The sequence below is a fragment of the Thermus amyloliquefaciens genome (assembly GCF_000744885.1).
Classification (GTDB): Bacteria; Deinococcota; Deinococci; order Deinococcales; family Thermaceae; genus Thermus; species Thermus amyloliquefaciens.
The window spans coordinates 1,788,943-1,808,057 of record NZ_JQMV01000003.1; the positions used below are offsets into that span (position 1 = coordinate 1,788,943).

27 protein-coding genes and 1 pseudogene are annotated in these 19,115 nt (G+C 66.8%); 2 read left to right on the forward strand and 26 right to left on the reverse strand.

Going from position 1 to position 19,115, the window contains the following annotated elements:
• Positions 1-28 precede the first annotated feature (28 nt).
• The 11 genes from BS74_RS09575 to BS74_RS09625 all read right to left on the reverse strand — a co-directional run bounded on the left by BS74_RS09575 (position 29) and on the right by BS74_RS09625 (position 9,759).
• Positions 29-1,051, reverse strand: a complete 1,023-nt coding sequence (locus BS74_RS09575) for a 1,9-bis(guanidino)-5-aza-nonane synthase (protein ID WP_038058294.1) — start codon at positions 1,049-1,051, stop codon at positions 29-31.
• Between the two features lie 61 nt (positions 1,052-1,112).
• Positions 1,113-1,334 carry a hypothetical protein gene (locus BS74_RS09580; protein ID WP_038058295.1) on the reverse strand — a complete coding sequence of 74 codons (222 nt, stop codon included), beginning with the start codon at positions 1,332-1,334 and terminating at the stop codon, positions 1,113-1,115.
• 46 nt (positions 1,335-1,380) lie between these two features.
• Complete coding sequence (locus BS74_RS09585; RefSeq protein ID WP_038059146.1) at positions 1,381-2,271, reverse strand: 2-hydroxyacid dehydrogenase; 891 nt, start codon at positions 2,269-2,271, stop codon at positions 1,381-1,383.
• Position 2,272: 1 nt separating this feature from the next.
• Positions 2,273-2,794 (reverse strand): GNAT family N-acetyltransferase, encoded by a 522-nt coding sequence (locus BS74_RS09590; protein WP_038058297.1) that lies wholly within the window; start codon positions 2,792-2,794, stop codon positions 2,273-2,275.
• A 67-nt stretch (positions 2,795-2,861) separates the two neighbouring features.
• A complete protein-coding gene (locus BS74_RS09595; protein WP_038058299.1) occupies positions 2,862-4,136 on the reverse strand; it encodes a Glu/Leu/Phe/Val family dehydrogenase in 1,275 nt (424 codons plus the stop codon).
• Positions 4,137-4,145: 9 nt separating this feature from the next.
• Positions 4,146-5,405 carry a Glu/Leu/Phe/Val family dehydrogenase gene (locus BS74_RS09600; protein ID WP_038058301.1) on the reverse strand — a complete coding sequence of 420 codons (1,260 nt, stop codon included), beginning with the start codon at positions 5,403-5,405 and terminating at the stop codon, positions 4,146-4,148.
• A gap of 133 nt (positions 5,406-5,538) precedes the next feature.
• Entirely contained in the window at positions 5,539-6,486 is a 948-nt protein-coding gene (locus tag BS74_RS09605; RefSeq protein ID WP_038058303.1) for a polyprenyl synthetase family protein, read from the reverse strand.
• A 25-nt stretch (positions 6,487-6,511) separates the two neighbouring features.
• Entirely contained in the window at positions 6,512-6,949 is a 438-nt protein-coding gene (locus BS74_RS09610) for a hypothetical protein (protein ID WP_038059148.1), read from the reverse strand.
• 14 nt (positions 6,950-6,963) lie between these two features.
• Positions 6,964-7,599: a redox-sensing transcriptional repressor Rex gene (locus BS74_RS09615; RefSeq protein ID WP_038058305.1), complete on the reverse strand. Its 636-nt coding sequence runs from the start codon at positions 7,597-7,599 to the stop codon at positions 6,964-6,966.
• The gene (locus BS74_RS09620; RefSeq protein WP_038058307.1) at positions 7,596-8,408 is read right to left on the reverse strand and encodes an SPOR domain-containing protein; all 813 of its coding nucleotides are present in this window, start codon (positions 8,406-8,408) and stop codon (positions 7,596-7,598) included. Before BS74_RS09620 ends, BS74_RS09615 begins: the two co-directional genes overlap by 4 nt.
• 1 nt (position 8,409) lies before the next feature.
• Positions 8,410-9,759, reverse strand: coding sequence for a tetratricopeptide repeat protein (locus tag BS74_RS09625; RefSeq protein WP_038058309.1), 1,350 nt, complete (start codon positions 9,757-9,759; stop codon positions 8,410-8,412).
• A gap of 94 nt (positions 9,760-9,853) precedes the next feature.
• Between BS74_RS09625 and BS74_RS09630 the strand changes: the two genes are divergently transcribed.
• Positions 9,854-10,366 (forward strand): HNH endonuclease, encoded by a 513-nt coding sequence (locus BS74_RS09630; RefSeq protein WP_038059150.1) that lies wholly within the window; start codon positions 9,854-9,856, stop codon positions 10,364-10,366.
• 4 nt (positions 10,367-10,370) lie between these two features.
• Here the strand turns inward: BS74_RS09630 and BS74_RS09635 are convergent, their stop codons facing one another.
• The gene (locus BS74_RS09635) at positions 10,371-11,204 is read right to left on the reverse strand and encodes a DMT family transporter (RefSeq protein ID WP_038058311.1); all 834 of its coding nucleotides are present in this window, start codon (positions 11,202-11,204) and stop codon (positions 10,371-10,373) included.
• 44 nt (positions 11,205-11,248) lie between these two features.
• Between BS74_RS09635 and BS74_RS09640 the strand changes: the two genes are divergently transcribed.
• Positions 11,249-11,725 (forward strand): hypothetical protein, encoded by a 477-nt coding sequence (locus BS74_RS09640; RefSeq protein ID WP_038058313.1) that lies wholly within the window; start codon positions 11,249-11,251, stop codon positions 11,723-11,725.
• A 73-nt stretch (positions 11,726-11,798) separates the two neighbouring features.
• On the opposite strand, the gene rplQ is transcribed toward BS74_RS09640, so the two are convergent.
• The 14 genes and pseudogenes from rplQ to rplR form a co-directional block, all read right to left on the reverse strand.
• Positions 11,799-12,155: a 50S ribosomal protein L17 gene (gene rplQ / locus BS74_RS09645; RefSeq protein ID WP_038058315.1), complete on the reverse strand. Its 357-nt coding sequence runs from the start codon at positions 12,153-12,155 to the stop codon at positions 11,799-11,801.
• Between the two features lie 4 nt (positions 12,156-12,159).
• Positions 12,160-13,100 (reverse strand): annotated as a pseudogene (locus BS74_RS09650) (DNA-directed RNA polymerase subunit alpha).
• 51 nt (positions 13,101-13,151) lie between these two features.
• A complete protein-coding gene (rpsD, locus tag BS74_RS09655; RefSeq protein WP_038058317.1) occupies positions 13,152-13,781 on the reverse strand; it encodes a 30S ribosomal protein S4 in 630 nt (209 codons plus the stop codon).
• A 13-nt stretch (positions 13,782-13,794) separates the two neighbouring features.
• Positions 13,795-14,184, reverse strand: a complete 390-nt coding sequence (rpsK, locus tag BS74_RS09660) for a 30S ribosomal protein S11 (RefSeq protein ID WP_038058318.1) — start codon at positions 14,182-14,184, stop codon at positions 13,795-13,797.
• 39 nt (positions 14,185-14,223) lie between these two features.
• Positions 14,224-14,604, reverse strand: a complete 381-nt coding sequence (rpsM, locus tag BS74_RS09665; protein WP_015718087.1) for a 30S ribosomal protein S13 — start codon at positions 14,602-14,604, stop codon at positions 14,224-14,226.
• 9 nt (positions 14,605-14,613) lie between these two features.
• On the reverse strand, positions 14,614-14,727 hold the full coding sequence (gene rpmJ, locus BS74_RS09670; protein WP_014514895.1) for a 50S ribosomal protein L36: 114 nt from the start codon (positions 14,725-14,727) through the stop codon (positions 14,614-14,616).
• Positions 14,728-14,735: 8 nt separating this feature from the next.
• Positions 14,736-14,954, reverse strand: a complete 219-nt coding sequence (gene infA / locus BS74_RS09675) for a translation initiation factor IF-1 (RefSeq protein ID WP_003043942.1) — start codon at positions 14,952-14,954, stop codon at positions 14,736-14,738.
• A gap of 7 nt (positions 14,955-14,961) precedes the next feature.
• The gene (gene map / locus BS74_RS09680; RefSeq protein WP_038058319.1) at positions 14,962-15,729 is read right to left on the reverse strand and encodes a type I methionyl aminopeptidase; all 768 of its coding nucleotides are present in this window, start codon (positions 15,727-15,729) and stop codon (positions 14,962-14,964) included.
• Complete coding sequence (locus BS74_RS09685) at positions 15,729-16,289, reverse strand: adenylate kinase (protein ID WP_185747722.1); 561 nt, start codon at positions 16,287-16,289, stop codon at positions 15,729-15,731. Before BS74_RS09685 ends, map begins: the two co-directional genes overlap by 1 nt.
• A 10-nt stretch (positions 16,290-16,299) precedes the next feature.
• The gene (gene secY, locus BS74_RS09690; protein WP_038058320.1) at positions 16,300-17,616 is read right to left on the reverse strand and encodes a preprotein translocase subunit SecY; all 1,317 of its coding nucleotides are present in this window, start codon (positions 17,614-17,616) and stop codon (positions 16,300-16,302) included.
• Between the two features lies 1 nt (position 17,617).
• A complete protein-coding gene (gene rplO, locus BS74_RS09695; RefSeq protein ID WP_038058321.1) occupies positions 17,618-18,100 on the reverse strand; it encodes a 50S ribosomal protein L15 in 483 nt (160 codons plus the stop codon).
• Positions 18,097-18,279, reverse strand: coding sequence for a 50S ribosomal protein L30 (rpmD, locus tag BS74_RS09700; RefSeq protein ID WP_038058322.1), 183 nt, complete (start codon positions 18,277-18,279; stop codon positions 18,097-18,099). The genes rplO and rpmD overlap by 4 nt, the downstream gene beginning before the upstream one ends.
• On the reverse strand, positions 18,279-18,752 hold the full coding sequence (gene rpsE, locus BS74_RS09705; protein ID WP_038058323.1) for a 30S ribosomal protein S5: 474 nt from the start codon (positions 18,750-18,752) through the stop codon (positions 18,279-18,281). The genes rpmD and rpsE overlap by 1 nt, the downstream gene beginning before the upstream one ends.
• Positions 18,753-18,769: 17 nt before the next feature.
• A complete protein-coding gene (gene rplR / locus BS74_RS09710; protein WP_015718094.1) occupies positions 18,770-19,108 on the reverse strand; it encodes a 50S ribosomal protein L18 in 339 nt (112 codons plus the stop codon).
• Positions 19,109-19,115 lie beyond the last annotated feature (7 nt).

Here is a 19,115-nt window from a genome sequence, read left to right on the forward strand (position 1 = left end):
AACCCCAAGCGGGGGAGGCCAAAGGCCCCTAGGCGGGAACCCCTTGGGCGAAGAGGTCGGCGTAACGCCGCTTGGCCCGCATGGGAGCCCGGTGATACACGTAGGAGGCCAGGAGGGGGAAGGCCAGGGTGGCCTCGGCGAAGACCATCTGGGAAAGGGCGGCGTCCACCTTGCCCCAGCTTTGCGCCTCGGAAAGGGTGGAGCCGGAAAGCCCCCCGTCCCGCTCGTCGGCCACGGTGATCTGGATGGCGTACTTGTGCATCTCCACCTGGTGGCCCAGGACCTCCGCGGCCACCACGATGTCCTGGGCGAAGTTCTTGGGCACCCCGCCCCCCAGCATCACCAGCCCCGTGGTGCCCGCCTTGAGCTTGATCTCGGTGAGCTCGCGGAAGTCGGCCACGGAGTCAATGGTCACGTGGGCCTTGGGGTTTTTCACCTGGTGGTAGACCAGGCCGAAGCCGGCGGAGGAGTCGGAGAAGGCGGGGACGAAGATGGGCACCCCCTCCTCGTAGGCGGCCCGCACGATGCTCTTCTCCCCCAGGCCCCTCTCCGCCAGGTAGCGGCCCATGTGCCAGAGGAACTCCCGGCTGGAGTAGGGGCGGGGCTCCAGGGCGTCGGCGATCTCCGCCACCGTGTAGTCGGTGTGGCGGAGCTCCTCCTCGTCGATGTAGGTGTCGTAGATGCGGTCAATCCAAAGCCGCCTTAGGGTTTCGTCGTCCGCCTTGGGGTCCCCCTGGTAGTGGCGGTGGCCCAGGGCCTCAAAGAAGTCCTGGTCCACGATGTTGGCCCCGGTGGCCACGATGACGTCCACCAGGCCCTTGCGGATCAGGTCGTGGACGATGAGGCCTTGGCCGGCAGAGACCAGGCTCCCCGCCAGGGTGAGGATGACGGCGGCGTCGTCCTCCAGCATCCTCAGGTAGATCTCCGCCGCCCGGTGGAGGTTCCTCGCCTGGAAGGCGGTCTTGCCCATGGCCTCGAGGATGGGCCCGGCGTCAAAGGCCTTGATGTCTATGGGGACCACGGGCGTAGAGAGGAGTTGCTTCTTCTCCATCCTTCTCCTTTCTACGCGGGGTGGGCGTCGGGCGGCTCCCCCCCTTTCGCGCCCCCTGCCTTTAGGGCAGGATTTTCAGTATACCACCCCCGGCGATGGGGGGGTAGACCTCCAGGGGGCCCTCCACGGGGTCGTCGGGGCCCACCGCCTTCTTCCCCACCGCCAAAAGCCAGGCCTCCTCCAAGGGGATGCCAAGCTTCTCCAAGGCCTCCCGGGGCGTCTTGGCCTCCACCTCTAGGCGCTCGCCAAAGCGCCGCAGGTCGCCGTGCAGGATCACCTCCATCTCCCCTCCCTTTGGGGTCCCCACGCGGAAAAGTCCTGGGGCGGTATCAGTACCCCTCCCGCACCACGTTCAAAAGGGGCTCCCCCCGCAGGTAGCGCAGGACCTGCTCCGCCAAAAACCGGCCCGCCCGGCGGGGAAAGCCCTCGGAGAGGCCGGCCACGTGGGGGGTGAGGAGGAGCCCGGGGGCCCGCCAAAGGGGGTGGCCCTCGGGCAGGGGCTCGGGGTCGGTGACGTCCAAAGCCGCCCGCACCCTCCCCTCCCGCAGCGCCTCGAGGAGCGCTTCCGTGTCCACCACCGCCCCCCGGCCCGCGTTGAGGAGAAGCGCCCCCGGCTTCATCCGGGCCAGAAACCCCCGGTCCACCAACCCCCGGGTCTCCGGGGTGAGGGGGAGGAGGACCACCACCGCGTCCGCCTGGGGCAGGAGGTGGGGGAGGTCTTGCGGGGTGTAGACCCCGGGACGGGCGTGCCGGGCCACGGGAAGCACCTCCACCCCAAAGGGCCTTAGCCTGGCCTCCACCGCCTTCCCGATGGACCCGTAGCCCAGGAGGAGGACGACCCGGCCCTCCAAGTCGGGAAGCCTTCTTGGGGCCCAACGCCCTTCCCGCTGGGCCTCGAGGAAGCTGGGAAGTTCCTTCAGGAGGGCCAAAAGGGCCATCACCACCCACTCGGCCACGGGGACATCGTGGATGCCGGAGCCATCGCAGAGCACCACCCCCTCCGGCACGAGGGGCAGGATCCAGTCCACCCCGGCGGAGAGGGTCTGGACCACCTTGACCTCCACCCTTTCCAGGACCTGCCGCACCACCTCCTCCTGGCCAAAGGGGGGTAGGAAAAAGTCCACCGCCTCGGGCCAGGGCTCGTCCAGGTGGCGCACCTCCACCCCCTCGGGCAAAAGGGCGAAGACCTCCTCCCTAAGCCTTGGGCTCAAGATGCGCAAGCTAGCCTTCCGGCTGGTCACGGCTCACCTCCATGTACACGTCCTCCCTGCCCCCAGGCCCTGGGCCCAGGCCCACCTCCCGGAAGCCCGCCTTCTGGAAGGCCCGCCGGGCCCTAAGGTTGTGGGCAAAGGTGCGGAGCCTCACCCGCTTGAGCCCCAGGGGGCCAAAGGCGTAGGCCAGGGCCGCCCGCACCGCCTCGGTGCCGTACCCCTGGCCCCAGCGGTCCTTCCTCCCGATGAGGATACCCAAGGTGGCCTCCTCGGGGGTGAGGTCATAGAGCTCCAGGGTACCCAGGTACTCCCCCCCCTCGTCCAGGATGACGAAGGCCAGGCGGTCCTTGCGGCGCATCTCCGCCTGGACGAGGCGCTTGAAAAGCCAAAAGGGGGAGCGCAAGGGGCTTGAGCCGTTCCACTCCGCCACCTCGGGGTCGCGGAAGGTCTCATAAAGGCCCTTCCACTCCCCCTCGGTAAGCCCCGCGTGGAAGGGCTTCAGGGTTACCCGGCCATAGCGGGGCCAGTCCACAGGGATAGCCTACCGGGAAACGGAAAGCCCGGGCGGGGGTAAGCCCGCCCGGGAAGGGGGAAGGGCCTCAGGGGTAAAGCCCCCGGAGGGCCCGGGCCTCGAGGACCCGGGTGGCCGCCACCACATAGGCGGCGGTGCGCAGGGGGATCCTCTTCTCCTGGCTCACCTGCCACACCGCCTCAAAGGCGTTGCGGAGAACCCTCTCCAGACGGGCGTTGATCTCCTCCTCCGTCCAGAAGTAGGAGTTAAAGTCCTGCACCCACTCAAAGTAGCTCACCGTCACGCCCCCCGCGTTGGCGATCACGTCGGGAACCACCAGAATGCCCTTCTCCTGCAGGATGTCGTCCGCGGCCGGGGTGGTGGGGCCGTTGGCCCCCTCGGCGATGATCTTGGCTTGGATCCGCCAGGCGTTTTGCTCGGTGATCTGCTTCTCCAAGGCGGCGGGGATGAGGAACTCCGTGGGCACCGCCCAGAACTCCGGGTTGGGCAGGGGCTCGGCCTTGGGGTAGCCCCGCACCCCCCCGTATTCCGCCACGTGCTTAAGGAGGTCATAGGGGTCAATCCCCGCCTCGTTGTAGATGGTGCCCGTGTGGTCCTGGACGGCGATGACCCGGGCCCCGTGGTCGTGGAAGATGCGGGCGGCGGCGTTCCCCACATTGCCGAAGCCCTGGAGGGTTACCCGGCTCCCCTCAATGGGGAGGCCGATCTTCTCCGCCGCCGCCCTGGCGGTCACGAACACCCCCCGCCCCGTGGCGTCCCGCCGCCCCAGGGAACCCCCCAGGGCGATGGGCTTCCCCGTCACCACCCCGGGCACGGTGCGGCCCACGTTCATGGAGAAGGTGTCCATCATCCAGGCCATCTCCCGCTCCCCGGTGTTCACGTCGGGGGCGGGGATGTCCCGGTCCGGCCCCAGGAGGATGCCCACCTCCGAGGTGTAGCGCCGGGTGAGCCGCTCCAACTCCCGCGCGGAAAGCTTTTTGGGGTCCACCCGCACCCCCCCCTTGCCCCCCCCGTAGGGTAGGCCCACGGCGGCGTTCTTGATGGTCATCCAGGCCGCCAGGGCCATGACCTCCGAAAGGGTGACCTCGGGGTGGTAGCGCACCCCGCCCTTGGCGGGACCCCGGGCGGTGTTGTGGTGGACCCGGTAGCCCTCAAAGTGGGCCACGGTGCCGTCGTCCAGATGGATGGGCACGTCCACGATCAGGACCCGCTTGGGCCTCTTGAGGCTTTCCGCCAAGGGCGCATACCGCCCCAGGTAGGGGACCACCCGGTCCACCTGTTCCACGAAGATCTCCCAAGGTCCGCCGTCCTTGCCCAAGTAGGAAAGGGGTTCGCTCTTCATAGACACTCCTTAGGGGTAAACGCCCCTTAGCCGCGTGGCCTCGTTCACCCGTTCCAGGGCCAGGGCCATGGCCCCGGTGCGCAGATCGCTGGAAAGGTGCTCGGCCCTGTCGCACACCTCCGCCACCGCCCTGGCCACGCTCTTGGCGAAGCTTTGCCGCACCTCCTCCTCGCTCCAGAAGAACATGTTAAGGTCCTGCACCCATTCCAGGTAACTTGCCAGAAGCCCCCCGCCCCCCGTGAGGAGGTCCGGCACCACCAAAACCCCCTTGCCCAGAAGGTAGGCCTCGGCCTCCTGGGTCAGGCCGAAGTTGGCGGCCTCCAGCACCACCTTGGCCCGCACCGCCTTGGCCGTCTCCCCGTCTAGGGCCCCCTCGAGGGCCGCCAGGACCAGGTAGTCCACATCCAAGGCGAAAAGCTCCTCCGGGGCAAGGTCGTAGCGGGGAAGCTCCCCCGTGGCCTCGTAATGGCGCAGGGCCCCGGCCACCTCGAGCCCCTCCGCCTGGTACATGCTCCCCCGGCGCGTGGACACCGCCACCACCTTGAGGCCCATCCTTTCCGCGTGGAGGGCAAAGCTTCCCCCCACCTGGCCGAAGCCCTGCACCGCCACCCTGGCCCCCTCCAGGGGAAGCCCCCGGCGCCGGGCCAGCTCCTTCAGGACCAAAGCCACCCCAAGCCCGGCGGCGTCGTCCCGGCCCTCCGTGCCCCCCAGGGCGTGGGGCTTGCCCGTGACCACCCCGGGCACCGTGGAACCCACGGTCATGGAGTAGGTGTCCATGATCCAGGCCATCACCTGCTGGTCCGTGCCCAGGTCGGGGCCCAGGATGTCCATGTCTGGGCCGATCAGGTTGACGAGCTCAGCGGTGTAACGGCGTACCAACCGCTCCAGCTCCCTAGGGGAAAGCCCCTCGGGATCGGCGGCAATCCCCCCCGCTGCCCCACCGAAGGGGAGGTCGTAAATGGCGGCCTTCAGGGTCATCCAGGCGGCCAGGCCCGCGGTCTGGCCCAGGGTGACCCCGGGGTGGATCCGCACCCCCCCCTTGGCCGGCCCCCGGGCGATGTCGTGCACCACCCGGTAGCCCTGGAAAACCCGCACCTTGCCGTCGTCCATGATCACGGGCAGGGAGACCGTGACCAGGCGCTTGGGGTGGACCAGGTACTCCACCGTGGTGGGATGGATCTCCGCCACCTTCAAGGTTCTTTCCAGCCGCTCCAGGAAGGCCTCCCAGAGGCCAGGGTCCTCCGGAGGCCGATAGGCGGGAAGGCTCATACCATCACCGAAGGGGATTATACCCCGCGCCAAAGCCCAGTCCCCCAGGACCAGCACCCCATGGGCCCATGCGTGGAGGATTGCCGCAATATACCCGGGAAGAAGAGCGAGGCCCAAAGCCTTTCCGGGGCACTTAGGAGAGCCTCTCCGCCTCCTTCAGGGCCAAGGCCTCGAGGGCCTCCTTGTAGGGGGAAGGGGGCAGGGGCCGAAGCGCCTCCGCTGCCAGGTGGGCCCTTTCCCGGATGCGCGCCTCCACCTCCTCCGCCACCCCGCTTTCCCGGGCCAGGAGGCGCAGGCGCTCCAAATCCCCCTCCTCCCTCCCCCTGCGCCTCAGCACCTCCCGCACCTCGGGGAAGCGCTCCATGAGGAGGAGGGTGATGAGGGTGGCCTTGCCCTCCCGCACATCCCCGCCCACCGGCTTGCCCAGGCGCTCAGGGGTGCCCATGAGGTCCAGGTAATCGTCCCGCATCTGGAAGGCCTGGCCGTAGAGAAGACCGAAGCGGGCCAGGGCCTGGCGCACCTCCCCATCCGCGCCCTGGAGGAGGGCGGGGCCCTCCGTGCAGAGTTCCATGAGCACCGCCGTCTTGGCGGTGATGATCCTCTCGTAGTTCCCCAGGGAGTAGTCCTCCAAAGCCGCCACCTGGAACTGCAAAACCTCCCCTTCGCTCAAGGTTTTGGCCACCTGGGCAAAGCGCTCCACCAGCTCCATCCTTCCCGTCTTGGCGATCACATGGAGGAGCCTGGAGAGCAGGAAATCCCCCGAGAGAACCGAAACCGCATTCCCGTACCGCCGGAAGGCCGCCTCCTTGCCCCGGCGGGTCTCGGCGTCGTCAATGAGGTCGTCGTGGAGGAGGGTGGCGGAGTGCAAAAGCTCCACCGCCAGGGCCAGCTCCATCTCGTGGGGCGCCCCCCCAAGGGCCCTCGAGGCCAGGAAGACCAGCCGGGGCCGAATGCGCTTCCCCCCAGCCGTCACCAGGTCTTGGTGGATGAGGCGGACGAAGAGGACGTCCGACTGAACAAGCTCAGAAAGGGCCTCCTCAAACTGAAGGAGGGGGGCCTCGAGGTCGGCAAGGACCGTCACGCCCCCCAGTATAGCCCTTGGGGCCTCAGTAAACCTCTATGGGAGCCGGCAAACGGACCACCTTGGCTTGGCCGCCCAGGGAAACTGTTCGGTAGCTCACTACTTGAGTGGGGGCAAGGGGTGATGCAGAGCTCTTGCTTATGGTTCGGGAAACCGGGGGACAGGACTGGGCCTGAGCCAGGCAGGGCTCGGAAAAAGTAAAAGGTGCCTCCACAGGGTTGCCGCTCTCATCCAAGAGCACCACATACCCCCTGCCCGAGCCCGGCAGGGGATAGAGGAGCAGGGTGTAGGCGTAGTTATAGGCCACCACGTTGCCGTTTTGGTCACGCTCAAAGGTCAAAGAAAAGTTCTCCCGGGCCACCTGAACAGTGGGAGCACCCACCACAAGACCTCCCTCGAAGAAGGAACTACAACCGGACAAGCCCAGGAGCAGGATCAGCACCGGCAAAAACACCTTTCGCATCCACCTCACCCCCTTCACCCCATCATCTCCTCGCGCCACTTGGGATTAAGTATAGCAAAGCTGAGGCGGGTTAGGCCCGCCAGGAAGTCCACGTTCTCCACCGCCACCTCCTTGGGCACCTCCAGCACCACGGGGGCGAAGTTCAGTATGCCCTTCACCCCAGCGGCCACCAAGAGGTCGGCAGCCCCTTGGGCCGCCTCCCGGGGCACGGTGAGGAGGGCGATCTCTATGCGCCCCGGGACCCTCTGGGGCAAGAGCTCTAGGGGCTCAATCACCCCGCCCCGCACCGGTCGGCCGATCTTCTCCGGATCCACGTCAAAGAAGCCCCGGAGTTCAAAGCTCTCCCCAAACCCAGGGTAGTCGGCCAGGGCGCTTCCCAAACGGCCCATCCCCACGATGCAAAGCCCCCAGCGGCGGTTTAGGCCCAGGATGTGGCGGAGTTCCCGCTTCAGGACCGGCACCGTGTACCCCACCCCCCGGGTGCCGTAGGAGCCAAAGTAGGAAAGGTCCTTGCGCACCTGGAAGGCCGTAACCTGGGCCTCCTCCGCCAACTGTTCGGAGCTGGTGCGGTGAACCCCCTTGGCCTCCAGTTCCTCCAGGATGCGCAGATACGTGACCAACCGGCTGATGGCAGCGCTGGGAACCTTCATCGCACCTCCAAGGCCTCGAGGCCCAAGGCCTGTAGCTTGGCCTTGGTGGCCTCCTTTTCCCCCTCGGCCACCGGGCCCACCCGCACCCGGTAGACCCCGTCCTTCACCAAAACCACCGGGAGGCCCATCCCCTTAAGCTTCCCCACCAGGGCCAGGGCGTTTTCCTCCTTCTGGAAGGCCCCCACCTGGAGGTAGAGGGTGCCCGAGGCGGGCGGGGCCGCCCCCTGGCCCCGGTACACCTGGGCCCCGTAGGAGGCCAGGGCCTGCGCCACCCGGCGGGCCTCGGCCTCGGTGGCATACGGGCCCACCACCACCCGGGTGAGGCCTCCCGAAGGCTCCAGGCGGGCCGGGTACCCCTTCTGGACCAGCTCCTGGCGAAGCCGGGCGGCATTCTCCGGGTTGGCGAAAGCCCCCACCGCCACCCGGTAAGCCCCGCTGGGGGTAGGGCTGGGAGGGGAAGGAGGCGGGGAGGAGGAGCTGGACCCAGTGGGGGCCTTGGGCTTGGCTTCCGTGGCGGGCCTGGTGGGGGCCGGCTCCGCCGGGGCCTGCGGCAAGGGAAGCACGGTAACCACGGGCTCAGGAGGCTTGGCCTCGGAAGGGGAAGGCTGGGGGGTGGGCGCCCCCTGGGGCGGAGGAGCCGAAGAGGGCGCGGATGGGGAGGTCACCGCAGGTTCAGGTAGGGAAGAAGCGCCCACCTTGGGCCGGGCAAAGGGATTGATCCCGGTGAGGTAAAGGACGATGCCCGCCGCCACCAGGGCGATCAGGAGGAAGATGAGGAAATCCAGCCAGTTTTCCCGTAGCCAGCGCATCCTACCTCCGAAGCAAGGCCTGGGCCTCCCTTGAGCCCAAGGCGGCCGCCTGGGCCAAGGCCCGCTCCGCCTCCGCCTGCCGGCCCAGGCCCCTCAGGGCCAGGGCCAGGTTGTACCAGGCCGCCGCCTGCTTAGGCGCCTTGGCCAGCACCTCCCTTAGCACCATCTCCGCCTCTCCAAAGCGGCCAAGGCCCACCAGGGCCGCCGCCAGGTTTACCCCCACCCCTGGATCGCGGCCGGACGCGTAGAGGGGGCGGAGGAGGGCCAAGGCCTCCTCCAGACGGCCCATCTCCAAAAGCAGGGTACCCCTAAGGGCCTGGGCCTCTGGGGAGCTCATCCCCTCGAGGAGCCCCAACGCCTCCTCCCGCCGGCCCAAGGCGTAGGCGGCCTGGGCTTTGAGGAAGCCACCCGGCGGACCCGCCTCCTCCGCATACCGGTAGGCGTTCCGGTAATCCTTAAGCCGCAGGTAGGCCACCGCCAAGGCCAAGGCCACCTGGGGCTCGGGGCTTGTCCTGTAGGCGGAAAGCAGAAAACCCAAGGCCCCCTTGGGGTCCCCCGCCTCGAGGCGGGCCTGCCCCAAGAGGTAGGCGGCCTCCCACAGGGAAGGGTCCAGGGCATAGGCCTCCCGCAACAGGGGCTCGGGGCGGGGGGAAAGGAGGGCCTTGCGCAGGAGGAGCCTGGCCCTGGCCTTCCCCTCCACCGCCCCAAGCCCCCGGTCCAGCTCCCTGAGGGCCCGTTCCCTCAGCCCCTCCTCCGCCAGGATGCGGGCCAGAAGGTCCCAGCCCTCGGCCATCCTGGGCTCCCGGTTCAAAAGGCCATAGAGCACCGGCACCGCCTCCGCCCTCCGCCCCGCGGCGTAAAGGGCCTGGGCCAGGGCCAGGTGGTAGGCGGGGCTCCGCTCCGGGGTAAGCCCCCTCCGCAAAACCTCCGCCGCCTCCTTGGCCTGCTCCGCTTGGGTGAGGGCGGTGGCCCATCCTAAGTAGGCCTCCTCCGTGGGGGAAAGCTCCGCGGCCTTGGCGAAGGCCTCCGCCGCCTCCTTGGGCTTGCCCAGGCGCAGGTAGACCTGGCCCAGGTTGTAGTGGCCCTCGTAGCGGTCGGGGAAGACCCGGACCATCTGGTCAAAGGCGAAGCGGGCCTCCTCGAGGCGGCCCAGGCGGAAGAGGCTCACCCCCAGGCCCAGGTGGGCTGCAAAACGGCCATAGTCCTGGGCCAGGACCTCCTCGTAGGCCAGGGCCGCTTGGGCATACTCCCCCGCCTTGAACAAGGACTCCGCCCGCTCCCAAGCGGGTTGCGCCAAAGCCAGTCCAAGCCCCAGGAGAAGGGTTAAGGCTTTGGGAAAAGGTCTCGTCATAAGGGCCTCCAAACCCGTCGTTGCCTTTAGCATAGCACAGCTCCAGGGGAAGAGCCTTTGCTATCCTAAGGGCGTGGGTCCTCCCGGCAAGGCCCTGGACCTGGATGCCCCCAGGGTGCTGGTCCTGAACGCCGCCTACGAGGTCTTGGGGCTGGCCAGCATCAAGCGTAGCGTCCTCCTGGTGCTCTCCGGGGGAGCGGAGATGCTTTCGGAAAGCGGGCGCCACCTGCACACCCCCTCCACCCAGATCCCCGTCCCCAGCGTCATCCGCCTCAAGCGCCTGGTAAGGCGGGGGCCAAGCCGCATCCCCCTAAACCGCCGCAACGTCCTGAGGCGGGACCGTTACACCTGCCAGTACTGCGGCCGCCAAGGGGGGGACCTCACTGTGGACCATGTCCTCCCCAAAAGCCGCGGGGGCAAGAGCACCTGGGAAAACCTGGTGGCCGCCTGCCGCCCCTGCAACCTGAAGAAGGGGGACCGCACCCCCGAGGAGGCGGGGATGCGCCTTTTAAAGCCCCCTCGGGCGCCCAGGGCGCCCCTTTTTCTTTCCGATTTGAAGGAGATCCCCGAGGACTGGCAGCCCTACCTCCAGGCGTGGCTAACCTAACGCCCTAGCGCCGCACCGTGAGGAGCACCGCCAGGAGCACTAGGCCCGCCCCCAGGTAGGCCCAAGGGGAAAGCACCTCCCGGAAGAGGAGGAAGGCGAACAGGTTGGCCACCACGGGCTCCAAGGTGGCCACCACGCTGGCCCGGGTGGCGGGAAGGTGCCTTAAACCCGCATAGTAGGCCAGATAGGCCCCGTACGTGGAAAAGGTTCCCAAGAACAGCAAGGCCCCCATGGCCTTTGGGCTGAGCGGGGTGAACCCCACCCAGGGCAAAAGCCCCAAGGCCCCCACGGGTAGGGCGTAGAGGAAGAGGGTGGGGGTGGGGTAGCGGGGGAGGTAAAGCTTGCCGAAGATGTAGTAAAGCGCGTAGGTAAACCCGGAAAGGAGCCCGAAGAAAAGGGCCGGGTACAGGGCCCGCACCCCACTCCCCCCTCCCGCCCCCATGAGCCCCACCCCCAGAAGGGTCAGGGCCACCGCCCAAAGCCCCCTGGGGTCCAGGGGTTCCCTTAAGACCCCCAGGGAAAGGAGGGCCACCCAGGCTGGGGCCGTGTACAAAAGGACGGAGGCCAGGGATGCCCCCCCGTAGACCACCGCCAGCTGGTAGGAGCCGTAGAAAAGGGAAACCCCCACCAGACCGAAAAGAAGGAGGGGCAGGGCGTCCCGGCCCTCCACCCTCACCTGGCGCAGGAGGAGGGCATGCACACCGAAGAACACCCAGGCGATGACCGCTCGGAAAAAGGCCACGGAAAGCGGGGTAAGCCCCTCCTGAAAGGCCAGGCGGCTTACGGGACCGATGAGACCCCAAAGGAAAGCGGCCAGGAGCAGGTACAGATAACCCACCAGAAGAGTGTATAATCCCCCCGGTGCCCTATGGAGGCTGACGGATGAGCGCGCGCACCCTTTTTGTCCTTCTCGTCCTCCTGCTGCTGGTACTCTTCTCCTGGCTCAACTGGGGGGAGGTCACCAAGCCCACCTCCCTCTCCCTGGGCCTCACCCGGGTGCAGGCCCCCCTGGGCCTGGTCCTGGTGGTGGCCTTGGGGGTGGTTTCCCTCCTCTACCTCATCTTCACCATCGGCCTGGAAACCGCCGCCCTTCTGGAGGTGCGGCGCTACGCCCGGGAGCTTCTCCACTACAAGAAGCTGGCCGAGGAGGCGGAGCAAAGCCGGTACACCGAGCTTAGGCGCTACCTGGAAGAGGAGCTGAAGCGCCTGGCGGAGGTGGAGAAGGAGGAGATCCGGGCCCTCGAGGCCCGCATCGCGGAAACCCTGGAAAAACACGGCAACACCCTGGCCGCCTACATCGGGGAACTGGAGGACCAGCTCCTCAAGCTCTTGGGCCGCCCGGGGGAGGGAAAGGGCTAAGGGCCCCCTCGTGGCTTTAGCCACGACGGGGCCCTAAAAAAGCCTTAGACGCTACCCGTTTTCCCTAGGGGGGCTACTCCACCAGCTCCACCAGGGCCAGGGGCGCCCCATCCCCCCGACGGCGCTCCGCCAGCTTCAGCACCCGGGTGTACCCTCCGGGCCGGTTCTGGTACTTGGGAGCGATCTCGTCAAAAAGCTTGCGCACCAGCTTCACGTCCTGCAGGTCGCGGAGCACCAGGCGGCGGGCGTGCAGGTCGCCCCGCTTGGCCAGGTGGATGAGGTGGTCCACGAACCCGGTGAGCGCCTTGGCCTTGGGCAGGGTGGTGGTGATGCGCCCGTGGGCCAGGAGGCTCTTGGCCTGGTTACGGTAAAGGGCCAGGCGGTGGGAAGAGTGACGGTTCAACTTCCTTCCAGACTTCAGGTGGCGCATGGTCTCACTCCTTCAGGGCGAAGCCCTTCTTGGCCAAAGCCTCGCGGATCTCCTCGAGGCTCCTTTCCCCGATGCCGGGGATGTTCTTCAGGTCCTTGAGGTTCAAGGCCAAAAGCGCCCGCACCGATTCAATCCCCTCCTCCTTGAGGCTGTGGAGAACCCGGGTGGAAAGCCCCAGCTCCTCCAAGGGCAGGTCCAGGTCCTCCTCCCCTTCCGTGCGCTCCACCGAGGCCGGCTCCGGGGGGGCAGGGTGGAGGCCTGCGGGTTGGCGAAGTAGGAAAGGTGCTCCCTAAGGATCTCCACCGCCTGGTTCAGGGCCTCGAGGGGGGTCACGGAACCGTCCGTCCAGATCCTCAGGATCAGCTTGTCCAGGTCGGTGCGCTGGCCAAGCCGGGTGTCCTCCACCTGGAAGGCCACCCGGCGCACAGGGGAGAAGATGGCGTCCACGGGGATGGAGTTGATGCGGTCCTTGATGCCGTGGCGCTCGGCGGGCACGTACCCCACGCCCCGGTCCACCCGCACCTCCATGTAAAGCTTCCCCCCCTTGTCCAAGGTGGCGATGGGGAGGTCGGGGTTCAGGATCTCCGCATCGGGGGGCACCACAAAATCCCCCGCCTTGACCACCTTCGGGCCTTCCGCCTTCAGGACCAAGGTGGCGGTCTGCATCCTGGGGTCCAGGAAGCGCACCACCAGCTCCTTCAGGTTCAGGATGATCTCCACCACGTCCTCCTTTACCCCGGGAATGGTGGAGAACTCGTGGAGAACGTCCTCAATGTACACGCTGGTAACCGCGGTCCCGGGGATGGAGGAAAGGAGGATCCGCCTCAAGGGGTTGCCCAGGGTGACGCCAAACCCCCGCTCCAGGGGCTCCAGGACGAACTCCCCGTATTCCCGCCCCTGGGTGCGCACCGTGAAGACCGGGGCCTTCAGCTTGCTCTCTAACATAGACCTCCTTGCCGGTACACCGGGGCCCGGACAGGCCGGGCCCCCTTAGGGCTACCTGGAGTAGAACTCCACCACCAGCTGCTCGTTCACGGGAAGCGCCAGGTCCTCCCGGTCGGGCAGGCGCAGGAACTTGCCCTTCATCCCCTCCACGTCCAAGGAAAGCCAGGGGCCCACCTTGCGGCCCTTCATGGCCTCGAGGTTCTCCCGGATGAAGGGCAGGTTGCGGCTGCCCTCGGCGATGGCGATCTCATCCCCCGGCTTCACCCGGTAGGCGGGAAGGTCCACCCGGCGGCCGTTCACGGTGATGTGGCCGTGGCGCACCATCTGCCGGGCCTGGCGGCGGCTTACGGCAAAGCCCAGCCGGTAGACCACGTTGTCCAAGCGGGACTCCAAAAGACCCAGGAAGACGGTACCCGTAACCCCCTTCTTGCGGCTCGCCTCCTCAAAGAGGTTGCGGAACTGGGTTTCGGAGATCCCGTAGATGCGGCGGAGCTTCTGCTTCTCCCTAAGGCGCACCGCGTAGTCGGAAGGACGGCGGGTGCGCTTCTGCCCGTGCTGCCCCGGAGGGTAGGGGCGGCGCTCCATGGCGCACTTGGGGCTGTAGCAACGCTCCCCCTTCAGGTAGAGCTTGACTCCTTCCCGGCGGCAAAGACGGCAAACTGGACCAATGTAACGACCCATCTTCTCCTACTCCTTACGAAGCCTTGCGGAACTTCTTCTTAGGCCGGCAGCCGTTGTGGGGCACGGGGGTGTCGTCCACGATGGACTTCACCTGCAAGCCCGAGGCCTGGAGGGCCCGGATGGCCTGCTCCCGACCCGCCCCGGTGCCGCGCACGATCACGTCCACGCTCTGCATGCCATAGGCCATGGCCTTCTTGGCGGCGTCCATGGCCGCAAGCTGGGCCGCGTAGGGCGTGCCCTTGCGGCTTCCCTTGTAGCCGATGACCCCGCCCGAGGACCAGGTGATGGGGTTGCCGTCCGGGTCGGTGATGGTGACGATGGTGTTGTTGTAGGAGGCGTGGATGTACGCCTTCCCGCTGGCCACCTGTCGCTTGACTTTTTTCTTGGTCGGTTTCCTGGCCATACTCTCCCTCAGCTTTAGGAGTATCCACTGGCCCTAGAACTACTTCCTAGGCGCCTTCTTCTTACCCGCCACGGTCTTGCGGGGTCCCTTACGGGTACGGGCATTGGTGCGGGTGCGCTGCCCCCTCACCGGCAATCCGCGGCGGTGGCGGAGGCCCCGGTAGCAACCGATGTCCATAAGGCGCTTGATGTTGGCGGCCACCTCCGCCCTGAGCTCACCCTCCAGCTTCCAGGTGTTCTCCACGTACTCCCGAAGGCGCACCACCTCCGCCTCGGTGAGGTCCTTCACCCGGGTCGCCGGGTTGATCCCCGTCTTCTCCAAGGCCTCCTTGGCCCGGGCGGGCCCCACCCCATAGATGTAGGTGAGGGCCACATCCACCCGCTTGTTCCTGGGAATCTCCACGCCTGCAATCCTCGCCACGTTCCCTCCTTACCCTTGCCGTTGCTTGTGCTTCGGGTTCTCGCAGATCACGTACACCCGACCGTGCCGGCGCACCACCTTGCACTTCTCGCACATCTTTTTAACCGACGCCCGTACCTTCATCTCGCCTCCTACTTCCTGTACACGATGCGGCCCCGCGTGGGGTCGTAGGGGGTAATCTCCACCACCACCCGGTCCCCAGGCAGGATGCGGATGTAGTGCATGCGCATCTTGCCCGAAATGTAGGCCAGGATCTCGGGTCCCGAGTCCAGCTTCACCCGAAACGTGGTGTTGGGCAAAGCCTCGGTAACCACGCCCTCTGCCCGAATGGTGTCCTTCTCCTTCGCCATACCCCTCCTACCCTGCCCGCACCAGGGCAACCCCGGTGAGGAGCTCCGGGCCTTCCTCCGTCACCAAGACGGTGTTCTCGTAGTGGGCGGCGAGGTTGCCCCTTCCGGCGCTCGCCGTCCAGCCATCTTCCAATATTACCACGGAAGCCGGGCGTAGGGTCACCATGGGCTCGAGGGCCAGGGTCATCCCGGGCCGGATCTTGGGGCCCGTTCCCGGCTTGCCGAAGTTGGGCAGCTGGGGATCCTCGTGGATCTCCCGCCCCACCCCGTGCCCCACGAACTCCCGCACCACCCCGTATCCACGGCTCTCCAGATAGGTCTGCACCGCATGGGCCACATCCCCGATGCGGTACCCGGGCCTAAGGTACTTCATCCCCTCCCAGAAGGCGGCCTCCGTGTCCTGGATAAGCCTTTCCGCCTCCGGGGAGACCTTGCCCACGGGAAAGGTGCGGGCCATGTCCGCGGCGAAGCCCCCATAGATGAGGCCCACGTCCACGGAAAGGATATCCCCCTCCTTGAGGGGCTCCTCTGAGGGGATGCCGTGGACCACCACCTCGTTCACCGAGGTGCACAGGGTGGCGGGGAACCCGTAAAGGCCCAGGAAGGCCGGTTTGGCCTTGCGCCTTTTTATGGCCTCATAGGCGATCCGGTCCAGCTCCTTGGTGGTGACGCCGGGCTCCACGTGCCGCCTTACCTCCTCCACCACCTCGGTGAGGAGGGCTCCCGCCTCCCGCATGCGCTCAATCTCCCACGGACTTTTCAGTTTGATGGCCATCAGATTCCCAGGGCTTCCCGGATGCGGGCGTAAACCTCGTCAGGGGTACCCAGGCCGTCCACCCGCTTCAGAGCGCCCGTCTTCTCATAATACCGCACCAGGGGCTCGGTCTTCTCCCGGTAGACCTCGAGCCTCCGGCGGATGGTCTCCTCGTTGTCGTCGGAGCGGCCCTCCAGCTCGGCCCGCCGGAGCATCCGGCGCACCAGCTCCTCCTCCGGCACCTCCACCAGCACCACGCCCAGGAGCCGGGTACCCGTCTCCTTAAGGAGCCCGTCCAAGGCCTCCGCCTGGGGGAGGGTACGGGGGAAGCCGTCAAAGATGACCCGCTCCGCCAACTCCTCCCGAATGAGGGCCAGGATGAGCTCGTCCGGCACCAGGTCTCCCCGGTCCATGATGGGCTTCACCTGTTGCCCCAAGGGCGTGCCCCGGGCCACGTGGTCCCGCAGGATGTCCCCGGTGGAAAGCTTTTTGAAGCCCAGTTCCCCCGCCAGCCTGGCCGCCTGGGTGCCCTTTCCCGCCCCTGGCGGCCCCAAGAAGATCACCGCTTCCCCCATCCGCATTACCCCCTTCCTAGCGCGTGCGGCCGCGGATGCGGCCCTTGGAAAGGAACCCCTCGTAGTTTCTCAGCATCAGTTGGCTCTCGATCTGCCTCAGGGTGTCCAGGGCCACCCCCACCACGATGAGAAGCCCAATGCCGGAGAAGGCGATGCTCTTCACCCCGGTGAGGTTCTGGATGATCTGGGGCAACGCCGCCACCAGACCCAGGAAGAGGGCCCCCCACAGGGTCAGGCGGGAGACGATGTGCTCCAAGAACTTCACCGTGGGCTCCCCTGGGCGGATGCCCGGGATGAATCCCCCATATTCCCGGAGGCTTTCCGCGATCCGCTTGGGGTCAAACTGGACGGCGGTGTAGACGTAGGTGAACAGGACGATGAGCACCACCTCGATGAGGAGGCCGGAGAGGCGGGTGGGGTTGAAGAAGTTGGCGATGGTCTGAAGGACCTGGTTGTCCTGGAAGGGGGCGGTGAGGAAGATGGGGATCTGGAGAATGGCCGCGGCGAACACGATGGGGATGACGCCAGCAGCGTTCAGCTTGATGGGGATGTAGGTGGCCTGGCCCCCGTAGACCCTCCGGCCCACCACCTTCCTGGCGTACTGCACGGGGATGCGCCTCTCCGCCTGTTGCACCGCCGCCATCCCGGCAAAGGCCAGGACGATAAAGGCCAGGAAGAAGAGGAAGGCCACCAGGTTCACCTCACCGGTGCGGATTAGGCCTGCGGTGCGGACAAGCTGCGGCAACCAGTCCACCACGATCCCGGCGAAAATGATCATGCTGGTGCCGTTGCCGATGCCATACTCGGTGATGCGCTCCGCCATCCAGAGGAGGAGGGCGATCCCCGCCACCTGGGTGACCACCACCACCAGCCAGAAAAAGGGACCGGGGGACCAGCCCGGAAGGAGGAAGCGCCCACCCTCCGCCCCTAGGAAGGCGGTGGCCAGGAAGAACCCCTGGAAAGCCCCCAGAGCGATGCCGCCGATGCGGGTGTACTGGTTGATGATGCGGCGGCCCTCCTCACCCTCCTTGGAAAGCTTCTCCAGGGCGGGGACCACACTCACCAGAAGCTGCATGATGATGGCCGCGGTGATGTAGGGCATGATCCCCAGGGCAAAGATGGAGAAGCGTTCAAAGTTCCCGCCCGAAAAGAGGTTGATGATGCCGAAAACCCCCCCCTGGGTGGTGCGCAAAAATTCCTGGATCTTGTCCAGGTCCACCCCCGGGGTGGGGATAAAGGCCCCCAGGCGGTAGGCGGCCAACACCAGCAGGGTGAAGAGGATCCGCTGGCGCAGTTCGGGAATGGCCAGGGCGCTCCGGAAGGCCTTAAGCATCCTAAGCCTCCTTAGGCGTTTGCCCTTCGGGTGCGGTAGCCAACAAGACGGCCTCGCCGCCCGCAGCCTTCAGCTTCTCCAGGGCGGTTTTGGAGAAAGCGTGGGCCACCACCTTGAGGGGTTTGGCCTCCCCCTCCCCCAACACCTTTAGCCTGTACCCCTTCTTCAGGATCCCGGCCCGGACCAACACCTCGGGGGTCACCTCCCCTTCGAAGCGGGCCAGGTCCCTCAGATTAACCCCTTGGTACTTGGGCCGCTTGATCTCCCCGGGCACCTGGCCCAGCATGCCCCGCTTGGGCAGGCGCATCAAGGTGGTGGAGCGCCCCCCCTCAAAGCGGCGGGGGTCCTTGAGGCCGCCCGAGCGGGACTTCTGGCCCTTGTGGCCCCGGGTGGCCGTCTTGCCGTGGCCGGAGCCAGGGCCCCGCCCCACCCGCTTGCGCTTCTTGTTGGCTCCGGGGTTGGGCTTGAGGTCGGTAAGCTTCATTCCAGCACCTCCACCTGGAGAAGGTGGGCCACCTTGCGCACGTTGCCCCGCACGGCAGGGGTGTCCGGAAGCACCTTCTCCCTTTGCAACTTGGTCAGCCCTAAGGCCTTTAGGGCCGCCTTCTGGTCCTTGGGGTAGCCGATGGGGCTCTTCACCAGCTTGACCTTGAGCTTCGCCATCACTCCTCCCCGCCCTTCCTCAGGCGCTTGACGTCCTCCCGGGTCTGAAGCTGACGCAAGGCCTCCATGGTGGCGTAGGCGATGTTGATGGGGTTACGGCTCCCCAGCTCCTTGGTGAGGATGTCCGTGATCCCGGCAAGCTCGAGGATGGCCCGGGGCACCGCCCCGGCAATCACCCCCGTGCCCGGAGCCGCGGGCTTCAGGAGGATCTTGGAAGCCCCGTACTTCACCTCGATCTCGTGGGGAATGGTGCCGTTTTGCAGGGGCACCTCCACCATGTTGCGGCGGGCGTAATACCCCGCCTTCTGCACCGCAAGGGGGACCTCCTTGGCCTTGCCCAGGCCCAGGCCCACCCGGCCCTGCCGATCCCCTACCACCACCAAGGCCCCGAAGCGGAAGCGCCGGCCACCCTGGTAGGTCTTGGCGGTGCGCCGCACCAGGATCATCTTCTCTTCAAAATCGGTCTCGGGCATGCTTCCTCCTCGCTAAGCTAGAACTCCAAGCCCCCTTCTCTGGCCCCTTCCGCCAAGGCCTTTACCCGGCCATGGTACTTGTAGGGACCGCGGTCAAAGGCCACCTTGGTGATCCCCAAGGCCTTGGCCTTCTCCGCCAAGGCCCGGCCCACCTGCCGGGCCACCTCCGTCTTGTTGCCCTTGAGCTTGAGGGCCAGGCTGGACTCGGCCACCAAGGTATGGCCCTTTTCGTCGTCAATGATCTGGGCGTAGATGTGGTTAAGGCTCCGGAAAACGGATAGGCGGAGCCGACCCGTGCGCTTAATGCGGTTACGCACCCGGAACTTGCGGCGTTCGTATGCGGTAAGCCGTGCCATGGTTCCC

Bases quoted from the DNA above. Each gene is read 5' to 3' on its own strand.
- BS74_RS09640 (WP_038058313.1), top strand. From the start codon at position 11,249: ATGAGCGCGCGCACCCTTTTTGTCCTTCTCGTCCTCCTGCTGCTGGTA.
- BS74_RS09620 (WP_038058307.1), bottom strand. From the start codon at position 8,408: ATGCGCTGGCTACGGGAAAACTGGCTGGATTTCCTCATCTTCCTCCTG.
- BS74_RS09685 (WP_185747722.1), bottom strand. From the start codon at position 16,289: ATGCGGATGGGGGAAGCGGTGATCTTCTTGGGGCCGCCAGGGGCGGGA.
- secY (WP_038058320.1), bottom strand. From the start codon at position 17,616: ATGCTTAAGGCCTTCCGGAGCGCCCTGGCCATTCCCGAACTGCGCCAG.
- rpsD (WP_038058317.1), bottom strand. From the start codon at position 13,781: ATGGGTCGTTACATTGGTCCAGTTTGCCGTCTTTGCCGCCGGGAAGGA.
- BS74_RS09595 (WP_038058299.1), bottom strand. From the start codon at position 4,136: ATGAAGAGCGAACCCCTTTCCTACTTGGGCAAGGACGGCGGACCTTGG.
- rpsE (WP_038058323.1), bottom strand. From the start codon at position 18,752: ATGCCCGAGACCGATTTTGAAGAGAAGATGATCCTGGTGCGGCGCACC.
- BS74_RS09580 (WP_038058295.1), bottom strand. From the start codon at position 1,334: ATGGAGGTGATCCTGCACGGCGACCTGCGGCGCTTTGGCGAGCGCCTA.
- BS74_RS09615 (WP_038058305.1), bottom strand. From the start codon at position 7,599: ATGAAGGTTCCCAGCGCTGCCATCAGCCGGTTGGTCACGTATCTGCGC.
- rplQ (WP_038058315.1), bottom strand. From the start codon at position 12,155: ATGCGCCACCTGAAGTCTGGAAGGAAGTTGAACCGTCACTCTTCCCAC.
- infA (WP_003043942.1), bottom strand. From the start codon at position 14,954: ATGGCGAAGGAGAAGGACACCATTCGGGCAGAGGGCGTGGTTACCGAG.
- rpmD (WP_038058322.1), bottom strand. From the start codon at position 18,279: ATGGCGAAGCTCAAGGTCAAGCTGGTGAAGAGCCCCATCGGCTACCCC.
- BS74_RS09610 (WP_038059148.1), bottom strand. From the start codon at position 6,949: ATGCGAAAGGTGTTTTTGCCGGTGCTGATCCTGCTCCTGGGCTTGTCC.
- BS74_RS09625 (WP_038058309.1), bottom strand. From the start codon at position 9,759: ATGACGAGACCTTTTCCCAAAGCCTTAACCCTTCTCCTGGGGCTTGGA.
- rpsK (WP_038058318.1), bottom strand. From the start codon at position 14,184: ATGGCCAGGAAACCGACCAAGAAAAAAGTCAAGCGACAGGTGGCCAGC.
- rplR (WP_015718094.1), bottom strand. From the start codon at position 19,108: ATGGCACGGCTTACCGCATACGAACGCCGCAAGTTCCGGGTGCGTAAC.
- rplO (WP_038058321.1), bottom strand. From the start codon at position 18,100: ATGAAGCTTACCGACCTCAAGCCCAACCCCGGAGCCAACAAGAAGCGC.
- map (WP_038058319.1), bottom strand. From the start codon at position 15,729: ATGGCCATCAAACTGAAAAGTCCGTGGGAGATTGAGCGCATGCGGGAG.
- BS74_RS09600 (WP_038058301.1), bottom strand. From the start codon at position 5,405: ATGAGCCTTCCCGCCTATCGGCCTCCGGAGGACCCTGGCCTCTGGGAG.
- BS74_RS09575 (WP_038058294.1), bottom strand. From the start codon at position 1,051: ATGGAGAAGAAGCAACTCCTCTCTACGCCCGTGGTCCCCATAGACATC.
- rpmJ (WP_014514895.1), bottom strand. From the start codon at position 14,727: ATGAAGGTACGGGCGTCGGTTAAAAAGATGTGCGAGAAGTGCAAGGTG.